The organism is Pseudokineococcus marinus (genome assembly GCF_013004605.1).
Classification (GTDB): domain Bacteria; phylum Actinomycetota; class Actinomycetes; order Actinomycetales; family Quadrisphaeraceae; genus Pseudokineococcus; species Pseudokineococcus marinus.
This window is the reverse complement of record NZ_JABEMA010000074.1, coordinates 1-12187: the sequence shown is the minus strand read 5'-3', so window position 1 is coordinate 12187 and position 12187 is coordinate 1. Positions and strand designations below refer to the sequence as shown.

The following is a 12187-nucleotide window of genomic DNA, read 5'->3' as shown; positions in this document are numbered from 1 at the left end:
CTCCGCGGGCGCGCGGCGCCTCGGCTGGACGCCCGCCCTGCTCTCCTACCCCGGCTACGCCGGCCCCGGGGGCGCCCGGGTCCTCGGCCGGGTGCTCCTGGCGCCGCCGGGCGTCGAGCCCTCCCGCCGGCGCGGCCTGCCGGGGTGGCGGCGCTTCCTCACCCTCGAGCTGCCCGAGCAGGCGGTCGAGGTGCACCTGCCCGGCACGTCGGTGACGGCGGTCAGCGACGGCTCCGGCCTCCTCGACGCGGTGGTCGACGTCGCGCTGCCGCCGGGGCCGACGGACGTCCGGCTCCGCGCCGCCGGGGTCCCGGGGCGCCCCGACGTCCGCGGCGTCGTCCACACGGCCCCCGCCGGACCCGTCCGCGGCGTCGTCTGCGACGTCGACGACACCGTCTGGATCACCGGTCTGTCGCGCCCGCTCGTCGCCTTCTGGCGCACGGTCGCCCGCTCCAGCGCCCAGCGCCACCCCGTGCCCGGTGTCGCGGGGCTGCTGCGCGCGCTCGTCCGGGACGAGCCGCACGCCCCTGTCGTCTACCTGTCGAACGGCGCCTGGAACCTCAACGGGCCGGTCGTCCGCTTCCTGCGGCGCCACCGCTTCCCCGCCGGGCCCGTGCTCATGACGGACTGGGGCGTCACCCCCGAGCGGTGGTTCCGCGACGGCCGGCAGCACAAGCGCGACACCCTGGACCGGCTCGTGCGCGAGCTGCCGCACGTCCGCTGGGTCCTCGTCGGGGACGACGGCGAGCACGACCCGGAGATCTACCGCGACCTCGCCCGGCGGCACCCGGACGCGGTGGAGGCGGTGGCGGTCCGGCAGGTCGCGCCGGGCAGCCGGCCGGTCGTCGACGCCGAGGGCGACGTCCCCGTCGTCTCCGCGCCGGACGGGCGGGCCCTGCTCGAGGCCCTCCGGCCGCACCTCGGGCGCCCACGGCCCTCCTCGACCGACTGAGCACCGGCCGTCCCGCGCGCCCCGGTCCCGGGGGATAGTCGACGGGTGCGCCCCCCGCTGACCGCCCTGCTGACCGCCCTCGTGACGGTCGCCGCCGTGGATCTGACCGAGGTCGCGCCGGCGGCGGCGAGCAGCTCGTCGGCGGCCACGACCGCGGCCGAGGAGGGCGCCACCCCCTCGCCGACGACGCCGGTCGGCGTCGGACGCCTCGACGTCGCGCCGCTGCAGGCGATCGTCGACGAGGCGGCCCAGGACGACGTGCGGCTGTCGGTCGGCGTGCAGTCGCTCGGCGGCGCGACCCTCACCGACGGCCCCGTCGTCGTCGGGTCGACGGAGCCGTTCTCCTCCGCCAGCCTCATCAAGGTGGCCCTCGTCGTGGCGGCGCTGCGGGCCGTCGACGAGGGCGACCTCGCGCTGGACCAGGTCGTCGAGGTGACGAACCGCGACGACGTCCCGGGGACGGGCGTCATCGCCGGCTACTCCTCCCCCTACTCCGCGACGGTGGCCGAGCTCGCCGAGCTCTCCATCACCGTGAGCGACAACACGGCGAGCAACGTCCTCGCCGAGACCGTGGGTCTGGACGCCGTCGACCGCCTCGTGGCCGACCTCGACCTCGAGCCCACGCACATGGGCCGGCTCTTCTTCTCGGACGGGCCGGCCGGCGAGAGCAACGACCTCGACACCGCGAGCACGGTCGAGCTCCTGCGCGCGGTGCACGAGGGGGAGGTGCTCAGCGCCGCCTCGCGCGACCTGCTCCTGGGGTGGATGCGCGACCAGCAGCTCGACACGAAGTTCGCGCCCGTGCTCGAGGGCGTGCCGCTCGCGAGCAAGACGGGCGACACCTCCGAGGTGAGCCACGACGGCGCCTACCTGCTCGAGGAGGGGCGCGAGACCGTGCTCGTCGTCCTCAGCGAGACCGAGGACGGCCGCTCGCCGACGGCCGCCGCCGACCCCTACCTCGCCGACGTCGCGGAGGAGGTCGCGGCGCAGGTGGCCGCCGCCCCGCCGGCTCCCCCGGTGACCACCGCCGTGGAGGACCGCGCCGTCGGGGACGCCGTCCGCACCGCCCTCGAGGAGCCCGTGGAGGAGAGCGGGTCGGCGCTGCCCGCCGTCGGCGCCGCGCTGCTGGGCGTCCTCGCCGCCCTCGCCCTGGCCGTGGTGGCCCTGCGGGCGCGGGTGCTCCTGCGCCGGCGGCGGCGCGCGCGCCGCTGACCGGCGGGTCCCCGCCCGGCCCGGCGGTGCTCCCCGAGGGGTCGGACCGCGCGGGTCAGACCGCGCGGGACGGGACGCGGGACCCCGAGCGCGACAGCAGCGCGACCGAGGCCGCCACCGCCAGGACGCCGACGACGAGCACCGGCGTCCACCCCGGCCGCACCGCGTCGCCGAGCAGCACGAGCCCCGCCGAGCCCGGCAGCACGACCTCGGTGACCGACACGACGCCGACGACGGGGCCCGGCTGGCCGTGGCGCAGGGCCGCCGCGACGAGCAGGACGCCGGTGACGCCGAAGACGACCACGGCCCACACGAGCGGGCGACCCAGCAGGTCGGCGTCGACGCGGACGTCGGGCGACAGGTGCAGCGCCCGCACGCCCAGCGCCGCGCCCCCGTACGCCGTCCCCGCGGCGGCCGCGAGGACGAGCGGCCGCCCCGCCCGGGCGAGCGGCAGGCCCGCCGCCGCCAGCGCGAGGGCGACGACGAGGAGGACCGGGGCCGCGGCGGACGGGAGCGTCGCCTCGGACCGCTGCCCGGTCGTGGCCCCCGCCACGAGGACGAGCGCGAGGACGACGCCGGCGACCCCGACCACCTGCGAGCGCGGCATGCGGCGCACCCGGAAGCGGTGGGCGGCGAGGGCCGTCAGGGCGACCGACGAGGTCAGCACGGACTGGACGGTGATGACGGGCAGGTACCGCAGCGCGACGACGGCGAGCACCCACCCGAGCGCGTCGAGGGCGAGGCCGACGAGGTAGGCGGGCTGGCGCCACAGCGGGCGGTCGGAGGTGGCCCGACGGCTGCCCGCCGCCTCGAGGAGCGTCGCGGCCGTGTTGACGAGCATCGCCACGACGGCGACGAGGAGGGCGACGACCGTCACGCCGCACCCCCGACCCGCGCGGCGCCGGAGGGGGCGGCGGCGACCGGGGGCGCCATCCGCACGACCTCGGGCCGCGTCCCGTCGGCCTCGGTCCACGACGCGAGGTGCCGGCGGACGGCCCGCCAGCCCAGGCGCTCGTAGGCGCCCACGGCCGGGCTGGCCGCGACCACCTGGAGGTCGACGTCGAGGCCCAGCCCCTCCGCCCGCCCGACGGCCGCGGCGAGCAGCGCCGCCGCGAGCCCGCGGCCACGCGCCGCCGGGTCGACGAAGAGCCGGACGACCTCGAGGGCGGCGTCGGTCGGCAGCCCGCGACCGGGCGCCCGGTCGACGAGGAGGGCGTGACCGAGGAGGGCCGGGCCCTCGACGGCCACCCAGGCGCCGCGCGCGCCGTCGGGCCGCAGCCACCCCTCCGGGTCCGCCGGCCACCGCGACGGGTACCCGTCCGCGGCGTGCACCCGGGCCAGCACCTCCGCCGCCGCCCCGGGGGCCGCGGGCAGCGCCGCGGGCGTCCTCGCCCTCGCCCAGCGGCTGCACGACGAGCACGTGCGCGCGGGCGAGGAGCAGCGCGACCGCCTCGTCGGCGACGCGTCGGCCGAGGCCGAGCGCCTCGTCACCGAGGCGCAGGAGCAGCGCCGCACGACCCTCGAGCAGCTCGAGGAGCAGCGCACGAGCGAGCTCGGCGCCCTCGAGCGCGAGCGCACCCTGCTGGAGCGCAAGATCGACGAGCTGCGCGGCTTCGAGCGCGAGTACCGCAGCCGCCTGCGCGCCTACCTCGAGGGCCAGCTGCGCGACCTCGACGGCACGGCGGCCGTCGTCCCGGGCTCGGACGGCACCGCGTCGACGGGGAGCTCCAGCTGACCGCTGGCACCCCCGGTCCGTCCGCCGCCGACGACGAGCGCCCCGGGCGCCCGGAGGGCGGCGCCCCGCTCGAGGGGCCGGGCGACGCCCCGCCCACGGGGCCGGACGAGCCCGCCGTCCCGCCCGCGCGGCGGCGCCGTCTGCTCGTGCTGCTGGTCTCCGTCGTCGCGCTCGTGTGGGGCCTGGACCAGCTGACGAAGGCTCTGGCCGTCTCGCGCCTCACCGAGGGCGAGCCGGTCGAGCTCGTCCCGGGCGTGCTCGACCTGTACCTGCTGTACAACCCCGGCGCGGCGTTCTCGCTCGCCACGGGGCTCACCTGGGTGCTGACCCTCGTCGCCGTGGGCGTCGTCGTGGCGGTGGCCCTCATGGCGCGCCGCCTGGGCTCGCGGGCCTGGGCGTACGCCCTCGGGCTGCTGCTCGGCGGTGCGCTCGGCAACCTCACCGACCGGCTGCTGCGCGAGCCCGGCTTCGGCACGGGGCACGTCGTCGACTTCCTCCGCCTGCCGCGCTGGCCGGTCTTCAACCTCGCCGACTCGGCCATCGTCGTGGCCGCCGTCCTCGTCGTCGTCCTCAGCTTCCGCGGCGTGGGGGTCGACGGTCGACGGGAGCCCGGTCGACGTGAGCCCGGTCGACGTGAGCAGGGTCGACGTGAGCGCGCGGACGCGGCCGCCGACGTCCGGCCGTCCTCCGAGCAGCCGTCGGAGTCGTCCGGGCAGCCGTCCGGGGACCTCTCCGAGGAGGACCGCCGTGGGTGAGATCCGGTCGATGCCCGTCCCCGACGGGCTGGCGGGGCAGCGGGTCGACGCCGCCCTCGCGCGCCTGCTGGGCCTCTCGCGGTCCCGCGCGGCCGAGGTCGTCGCCTCGGGCGGCGTGCGGGTGGACGGGCGCGACGTCGTCAAGGCCGAGCGCCTCCCCGAGGGCGGCTGGCTCGAGGTGGAGCTCCCCGACCCGCCGGCACCGCCGACGGTCGTGGCCGAGCCGGTGCCGGGCATGCGCGTCGTCCACGACGACGACGACCTCGTCGTCGTGGACAAGCCCGTCGGCGTGGCGGCGCACCCGAGCCCCGGCTGGACGGGACCCACCGTCGTCGGGGGCCTGGCCGGCGCCGGCTACCGCATCGCCACGTCGGGCGCGGCGGAGCGCCAGGGCGTGGTCCACCGCCTCGACGTCGGCACGTCGGGGCTCATGGTCGTCGCGAAGAGCGAGCGCGCGTACTCGGCGCTCAAACAGGCCTTCCGGGAGCGGACGGTCGAGAAGACCTACCACGCTCTCGTCCAAGGCCACCCCGACCCGTCGGCGGGCACGATCGACGCCCCCATCGGGCGCCACCCCACCGCCGACCACCGCTTCGCGGTCGTCGAGGGCGGGCGCGACAGCGTGACCCACTACACGACCCTCGAGGCGCACCGGGCGGCGTCCCTGCTCGAGGTGCGCCTGGAGACGGGGCGCACGCACCAGATCCGCGTGCACGTCTCGGCGCTGCGCCACCCCTGCGTCGGCGACCTGGCCTACGGGGCCGACCCGCGCCTGGCCGACCGCCTCGGTCTGCGGCGCCAGTGGCTGCACGCCCTGCGCCTCGGCTTCACCCACCCCGGCACAGGGCTGCCCCTCGTCGTGGAGAGCACCTACCCCGACGACCTGGCGACGGCGCTGGAGCGGCTGCGGGGCTGACCACGGCGCGGGGCTCCCGCTCGGGAGCCCCGCGCCGACGGCGTCAGAAGGACATGCCGAAGGCGAGCCCGCCGAGGGCGTAGGCGGCGAGGGTGATGAGCACCACGCCGACGACGTTGAGGACGACGCCGCCGCGGACCATCTCGCCGATCGTCACCTTGCCCGTCGCGAAGACGATGGCGTTGGGCGGGGTGCCCACGGGGAGCATGAAGGCGCACGTCGCGGCCAGGGCCGCGGGGATGAGCAGCGTGAGCGAGTCGACGCCGAGCCCGAGCGCCACCCCGCCGAGGACGGGGATGAAGGTCGCGGCCGTGGCCGTGTTGCTCGTGACCTCGGTGAGCAGCAGGACGAGGAGCACGACCGCGGCGACGAGCAGGATGAGCGGGAGGGCGCCGAGGGGCGCCACCTGCTCGCCGATCCACACGTCGAGGCCGCTGGCGGCCACCGCGCCGGCGAGGCTGAGGCCGCCGCCGAAGAGCAGCAGCACGCCCCAGGGGAGGCCCTTCTGGGCGTCCTCCCACACGAGCACCATGCGCCCGCCGCGCTCGGCGGGGATGAGGAAGAGCGCGAGGCCGGCCGCGATGGCGATGGCCGTGTCGTCCAGCCCGCCGAGCCAGGGGGCCGCGTCGCCGAGGCCGGGGAGCTCCGCGAGCAGGCCGGGGACGACCCAGAGGAAGGCGGCGGAGGCGAAGACGAGGGCGACCATCCGCTCGCCGCGGCTCATCGGGCCCATCGCGGCGAGCTGCTCGTCGAGCATCTGCCGCCCGCCGGGGATCTCGGGCAGGTCGGAGCGGAAGAGCACGCGCGTGATGAGCAGCCAGGCGACGGCGACGAAGACGACGACGAGCGGGACGCCGAGGAGCATCCACTGCAGGAAGCCGACCTCGCCGCCGAGCTCGTCGGCGACGTACCCGGCCACGATGGCGTTGGGCGGGCTGCCGAGGAGCGTCCCGAGGCCGCCGATGGACGCCGCCCACGCCACGGACAGCAGCAGGCCGACGCCGAAGCTCTTCACGGCGGGGTCGCTGACGGCGTCGGCGATCGTCGTCGTGGAGTCGGTGACGGCGTCCTGCTGGGCCGCGCGCTCCGCGCGCGTGCCCGCGCCGACCCGGTCCACGACGAGGGTGAGGACGCTGAGGGCGATGGGCAGCATCATCAGCGTCGTGGCGGTGTTGGACACCCACATCGACAGGAAGGCCGTCGAGACCATCATCCCGAGCACGATGCGCCGCGGGCTCGTGCCGACGGCGCGCAGCGTCCTCAGCGCGATGCGCCGGTGCAGGTCCCACCGCTGCATGGCGATGGCGATGAGGAATCCGCCGAGGAACAGGAAGACGATGGGGTTGGCGTAGGGCGCGGTGGCGCCGGCGACGTCGACGACGCCGAGGACGGGCAGCGCGACGATCGGCACGAGCGCAGTGGCCGACAGCGGCAGCGCCTCGGTCATCCACCACGTCGCCATGAGCACGGCGACCGCCGCGGTGAACCGGCCCTCCTGCGAGAGGTCCTCGGCCCCGCCGAGGAGCGCGTAGACGACGAGGGCGAGGACGACGCCCAGCCCGCGCAGCGCCCAGGTGCGTCCGGGGGAGCGGTGGGGACCACCCTCGGTGTCGTCCCCGGGGCCGTTCGCCCTGTCGGCGGAGCGGCCGCTGCCCCGGGCGGGCCGGGACCCCCCGGTCGGGCCGCCACCGGTGCTCGACGTCGTCGTCATGCGCGCCTCCTCGCGTCGCAGGCCCGCGCCACCTCGCGCGTCCGCGGCCTCGCGGACCACCGAACCACAGCGGCGCCCCGGGCGGTGCGTGCGGCACGTGTGCGGTGGCCCACGTCGCCGCCGCCCCGCCGGCGGCGGGGCGGCGGCGCGGCGGCGCCTGCGCCGGGCTGTCGGCGCCCCGACCTACACTCGCCGGGTCCTCCTGCCGCGCCCCCCACGGGGGTGCGGGAGCACCAGGCGAGGACGGTCCCAGACACCACCGCGCCGCCCCGGCGGCGCCCCCGGGAGGCCCGCACGATGCCCCAGCCCGCGACGACGTCGAAGGCCAGCAGGTCGGGGGAGGACCAGTTCGTCCACCTCCACGTGCACACCGAGTACTCCATGCTCGACGGCGCGGCGCGGGTGGACGACCTCATGGCCGAGGCGGCGCGGCTCGGGATGCCGGCCATCGCCACCACCGACCACGGGTTCGTCTTCGGCGCCCACGACTTCTGGCGCGCGGGCCAGAAGCACGGCGTCAAGCCGATCATCGGCCTCGAGGCGTACGTCGCGCCGGGCACCCACCGCGGCGACCGCACGCGGGTGAAGTGGGGCGCCCAGGGCACCTCGAGCCGCGACGACGTCTCCGGCGGCGGCGCCTTCACGCACATGACGATGCTCAGCGAGACCACGGAGGGGATGCACAACCTCTTCCGGCTCGCCTCGCGGGCGTCCATGGAGGGTCACTACTTCAAGCCGCGCATGGACCGGGAGATCCTCAGCCGGTACGCGAAGGGCCTCATCGCCACCACGGGCTGCCCGTCCTCGGAGGTGCAGACCCGGCTGCGGCTCGGGCAGTACCGCGAGGCGCTGCAGGCGGCGAGCGACTACCGCGACATCTTCGGCGCCGAGAACTACTACCTCGAGCTCATGGACCACGGCCTCGACATCGAGCGCCGCACGCGGGACGACCTGCTGCGCCTGGCCGAGGACCTGCAGCTGCCGATGGTCGCCACCAACGACCTCCACTACACCCGCGCGGAGGACGCGACGGCGCACGCGGCGCTGCTGTGCGTGCAGTCGGGCTCGACCCTGGCCGACCCGCACCGCTTCAAGTTCGACGCGGACGACTTCTACCTCAAGAGCGCCGCGGAGATGCGGCGCACGTGGCGCGAGCTGCCCGAGGCCTGCGACAACACGCTGCTCATCGCCGAGCGCTGCGACGTGTCCTTCACCGAGGGCAACGGCACGTACATGCCGCGCTTCCCCGTGCCGGAGGGTCACACGGAGGAGTCGTGGTTCGTCGAGGAGGTGCAGCGGGGCCTCGAGCGCCGCTACCCCGGCGGCATCCCCGAGGCGTCCCAGGCGCAGGCCGACTTCGAGTGCCAGGTCATCGCCCAGATGGGCTTCCCGGGCTACTTCCTCGTCGTCGCCGACTTCATCACGTGGTCCAAGGAGAACGGCATCCGCGTCGGGCCGGGCCGCGGCTCCGGCGCCGGGTCGATGGCCGCCTACGCCATGCGCATCACCGACCTCGACCCCCTCGAGCACGGCCTCATCTTCGAGCGCTTCCTCAACCCGGAGCGCGTGTCGATGCCCGACTTCGACGTCGACTTCGACGAGCGCCGGCGCGGCGAGGTCATCCGCTACGTCACGGAGAAGTACGGCGACGACCGCGTCGCGATGATCGTCACCTACGGCACGATCAAGGCCAAGCAGGCGCTCAAGGACTCCTCGCGCGTGCTGGGCTACCCCTTCGCCATGGGCGAGCGGCTCACCAAGGCCATGCCGCCCGCGGTCATGGGCAAGGACATCCCGCTGTCGGGGATCTTCGACCCCGAGCACAAGCGGTACGCCGAGGCGGAGGAGTTCCGCCAGCTCCACGCCCAGGACGCCGACGCCCAGAAGGTCGTCGGCACCGCGCGGGGCCTGGAGGGGCTCAAGCGCCAGTGGGGCGTGCACGCGGCCGGGATCATCATGTCGAGCGAGCCGCTCATCGACATCATCCCGATCATGCGCCGCGAGCAGGACGGCGCCATCATCACGCAGTTCGACTACCCGACCTGCGAGGGCCTCGGCCTCATCAAGATGGACTTCCTGGGGCTGCGCAACCTCACGGTCCTCGACGACGCCCTGAAGAACATCGTCACCAACGGCGGCGAGCCCGTCGACCTCGACGTCCTCACGCTCGACGACCCGAAGACCTTCGAGCTGCTGCAGCGCGGCGACACCCTCGGCGTCTTCCAGCTCGACGGCGGACCCATGCGCTCGCTGCTGCGGCTCATGAAGCCCGACGTCTTCGCCGACATCTCCGCCGTCGGCGCCCTGTACCGCCCCGGCCCGATGGGCGCGGGGTCGCACACCAACTACGCGCTGCGCAAGAACGGCCAGCAGGAGATCACCCCGATCCACCCCGAGCTGGCGGAGCCGCTGGCCGACGTCCTGGGCGAGACCTACGGGCTCATCGTGTACCAGGAGCAGGTCATGGCGATCGCGCAGAAGCTGGCCGGGTACTCGCTCGGCAAGGCCGACCTGCTGCGCCGCGCCATGGGCAAGAAGAAGCGCGAGGTGCTCGACGCCGAGTACATCGGCTTCCGCGACGGCATGGCGGCCAACGGTTACTCCGAGGCCGCGGTCAAGACGCTGTGGGACATCCTCCTGCCGTTCTCCGACTACGCCTTCAACAAGGCGCACTCGGCGGCGTACGGCGTCGTCTCCTACTGGACGGCCTACCTCAAGGCCAACCACCCGGCCGAGTACATGGCGGCGCTGCTCACGAGCGTGCGCGACGACAAGGACAAGTCGGCGCTCTACCTCGGCGAGTGCCGGCGCATGCGCATCACGGTGCTGCCGCCCGACGTCAACTCCTCGATCGGCACGTACGCCGCCGTCGGGCAGGACATCCGCTTCGGGCTGGCCGCCATCCGCAACGTCGGGCAGAACGTCGTCGACGCGATCGTCGCGGCGCGCGAGGAGAAGGGCGCCTTCACCTCCTTCGAGGACTTCCTCCGCAAGGTCCCCGCCGTGGTGTGCAACAAGCGGACCATCGAGTCGCTCATCAAGGCCGGCGCCTTCGACTCCCTCGGGCACACCCGCCGGGGCCTGGCCGCGGTCCACGAGGTCTACGTCGACGCCGTCGTCGTGGAGAAGCGGGCCGAGGCCATCGGCCAGGACTCGCTCTTCGGCGGGCTCGGGGACGAGTCCGCCGTCCAGCTCGCGGCCCTGCCGCCCGTCGGCGACGGGGAGTGGGACAAGCGCGAGCTGCTCGCGAGCGAGCGGGCCATGCTCGGGCTCTACGTCTCCGACCACCCGCTCTTCGGCCTCGAGCACGTGCTCGCCTCCGCGGCGGACTGCTCGATCTCCGCCTTCGTCGCCGACGAGGGGCGCCAGGACGGCTCGACCATCACCATCGCGGGGATGGTCACGACGGTCACCCGCAAGATGACCAAGCAGGGCAGCGCGTGGGCCATCGCCACGGTCGAGGACCTCGAGGGCTCGGTCGAGGTGCTCTTCTTCCCCAAGACGTACGCCGAGGTCATGCACGAGCTGCGCGAGGACCTCGTCTGCGTCGTGCGGGGCCGGGTCAACCGGCGCGACGACGTCCCGACGATCTACGCCTCGGAGATGTCGATCCCCGACACGAGCCAGGCGGCGGGCGGGCCGCTCGTCATCGAGATGCCGACGAGCCGCTGCACGCCGCCGCGGGTCGAGCGGCTCAAGGACGTGCTGCTCATGCACGCGGGCCCCACCGAGGTGCACCTGCGGCTGCGGACCTCGCCGGAGCGGGCGACCCTCATGCGCCTCGACTCCGCGCTCGGGGTGACGCCGTCGCCGTCCCTCTACGGGGACCTCAAGGCGCTCCTCGGGCCCTCGTGCCTCGCGTGAGGCGCCCGTGAGGGCCGTGCCCGTGAGGGGCGGGCTGGCACGGGTCCTGCCGGTCTGGGCGGGGCTCGTGCTGGTGTCCGCGCTGGCGTGGTGGCTCCTGGCACCGCAGCCGCAGGTCGTCACTGACGGGACGCAGCGCGTCTCGCCCGGCCTGCCGGAGCTCGCGGCGGCGCAGGACGGCGTCTTCGTCCTCGTCACCGCGGTGGCGGGGCTCGTCGCCGGCGCCGCCGTCCTGCGCGCCCGTCGCGGGCCCACCGGGCCCGCCGCGGTGGTCGCCCTCGTGGCGGCGGCCGCGGGCGCGCTCGCGACGTCGTGGCTGGGCAGCGCCCTGGGCGGTCTCGTCGCCGGGCCGCGCCGCGGTCCCGCGCTGCCCGAGGACGTCGCCTCCCGGCTCGCCGAGGGCGTCCAGGTCGCCCCCGCCGGTCTGCAGCTGCAGGCGACCGTCGCGCTCGCGGTGGCGCCGACGGCGGCCGCGCTCCTCGTGACGGTCGTCCTCATCGCGGGGATGCTGCGCGCCCCGGCGCGGCAGGAGCCGTCCGACGCCGACCGGGGGGACGCCGCTCAGGGGGACGAGGGCCGGGGGGACGAGGGCCGGGGGGACGACGGCCGGGCGACCTCGGCGTAGGCGCCCCCGCAGAGGCGCAGGAGGTCGGCCGGCGCGAGCTCGACGTCGAGCCCCCGGCGGCCGGCGCTGACGAGGACGGCGTCGTGCGCGGCGGCGCTCGCGTCGACGACGACCGGGAGCGGCCGGCGCAGGCCGAGGGGGCTGATGGCGCCCACCACGCCGCCGGTGAGCCGCTCCGCCGCGGCCGGCTCGGCCAGGACGGCCCGGCGGCCGCCCCGCGCGGTCGCCAGGGCCCTCAGGTCGAGGCGGCCCGTCACCGGGACGACGGCGAGCAGGGGCTGCTCGTCCACGAGGGCGACGAGGGTCTTGAGCACCCGGCGCGGCTCGACGCCGAGCGCGCTGGCGGCCTCGAGCCCGTAGCCCTCGCCGGCGGCGGCGCGCGGGTCGTGCGCGTAGGGCCGCAGCACGTGCGGGGCG

11 protein-coding genes are annotated in these 12187 nt (G+C 75.8%); 7 read left to right on the top strand and 4 right to left on the bottom strand.

All coding sequences use genetic code 11. The features are described from left to right. Together HLB09_RS07060 and HLB09_RS07055 are read left to right on the top strand one after the other, a co-directional pair. The coding region (locus HLB09_RS07060; RefSeq protein WP_171202685.1) for an App1 family protein at positions 1–952 on the top strand (952 nt) is incomplete at its 5' end. 45 nt (positions 953–997) lie between these two features. Further along, the gene (locus tag HLB09_RS07055) at positions 998–2164 is read left to right on the top strand and encodes a serine hydrolase (RefSeq protein ID WP_171202684.1); all 1167 of its coding nucleotides are present in this window, start codon (positions 998–1000) and stop codon (positions 2162–2164) included. A 55-nt stretch (positions 2165–2219) separates the two neighbouring features. Here HLB09_RS07055 and HLB09_RS07050 read toward each other — a convergent pair whose 3' ends face one another. Continuing rightward, positions 2220–3041, bottom strand: coding sequence for a hypothetical protein (locus HLB09_RS07050; protein ID WP_171202683.1), 822 nt, complete (start codon positions 3039–3041; stop codon positions 2220–2222). Further along, positions 3038–3496, bottom strand: a complete 459-nt coding sequence (locus HLB09_RS19870; protein WP_212770690.1) for a GNAT family N-acetyltransferase — start codon at positions 3494–3496, stop codon at positions 3038–3040. Before HLB09_RS19870 ends, HLB09_RS07050 begins: the two co-directional genes overlap by 4 nt. Before the next feature lie 88 nt (positions 3497–3584). Between HLB09_RS19870 and HLB09_RS19865 the strand changes: the two genes are divergently transcribed. The 3 genes from HLB09_RS19865 (at position 3585) to HLB09_RS07030 (ending at position 5570) form a co-directional block, all read left to right on the top strand. Continuing rightward, positions 3585–3899: a hypothetical protein gene (locus HLB09_RS19865; RefSeq protein ID WP_171202678.1), complete on the top strand. Its 315-nt coding sequence runs from the start codon at positions 3585–3587 to the stop codon at positions 3897–3899. A gap of 146 nt (positions 3900–4045) precedes the next feature. Next, positions 4046–4654 (top strand): signal peptidase II, encoded by a 609-nt coding sequence (gene lspA / locus HLB09_RS07035; protein WP_322790058.1) that lies wholly within the window; start codon positions 4046–4048, stop codon positions 4652–4654. A gap of 10 nt (positions 4655–4664) precedes the next feature. Beyond that, complete coding sequence (locus HLB09_RS07030; RefSeq protein WP_171202686.1) at positions 4665–5570, top strand: RluA family pseudouridine synthase; 906 nt, start codon at positions 4665–4667, stop codon at positions 5568–5570. 43 nt (positions 5571–5613) lie between these two features. Here the strand turns inward: HLB09_RS07030 and HLB09_RS07025 are convergent, their stop codons facing one another. Beyond that, positions 5614–7281 carry an SLC13 family permease gene (locus HLB09_RS07025; protein ID WP_171202682.1) on the bottom strand — a complete coding sequence of 556 codons (1668 nt, stop codon included), beginning with the start codon at positions 7279–7281 and terminating at the stop codon, positions 5614–5616. Between the two features lie 297 nt (positions 7282–7578). Here HLB09_RS07025 and dnaE point away from each other — a divergent pair, with 297 nt between their 5' ends. Both dnaE and HLB09_RS07015 read left to right on the top strand, forming a co-directional pair. Next, positions 7579–11145 (top strand): DNA polymerase III subunit alpha, encoded by a 3567-nt coding sequence (dnaE, locus tag HLB09_RS07020; protein WP_171202681.1) that lies wholly within the window; start codon positions 7579–7581, stop codon positions 11143–11145. Positions 11146–11167: 22 nt separating this feature from the next. Beyond that, positions 11168–11770 (top strand): hypothetical protein, encoded by a 603-nt coding sequence (locus HLB09_RS07015; protein ID WP_171202680.1) that lies wholly within the window; start codon positions 11168–11170, stop codon positions 11768–11770. On the opposite strand, the gene HLB09_RS07010 is transcribed toward HLB09_RS07015, so the two are convergent. Beyond that, positions 11707–12177: an aminoacyl-tRNA deacylase gene (locus HLB09_RS07010; RefSeq protein ID WP_409372982.1), complete on the bottom strand. Its 471-nt coding sequence runs from the start codon at positions 12175–12177 to the stop codon at positions 11707–11709. The two genes, HLB09_RS07015 and HLB09_RS07010, sit on opposite strands and share 64 nt — an antisense overlap. Positions 12178–12187: the final 10 nt, after the last annotated feature.

Coding starts and splice junctions, on each gene's coding strand:
- dnaE (WP_171202681.1), top strand. CDS start 7,579: ATGCCCCAGCCCGCGACGACGTCGAAGGCCAGCAGGTCGGGGGAGGAC.
- HLB09_RS07030 (WP_171202686.1), top strand. CDS start 4,665: ATGCCCGTCCCCGACGGGCTGGCGGGGCAGCGGGTCGACGCCGCCCTC.
- HLB09_RS07025 (WP_171202682.1), bottom strand. CDS start 7,281: ATGACGACGACGTCGAGCACCGGTGGCGGCCCGACCGGGGGGTCCCGG.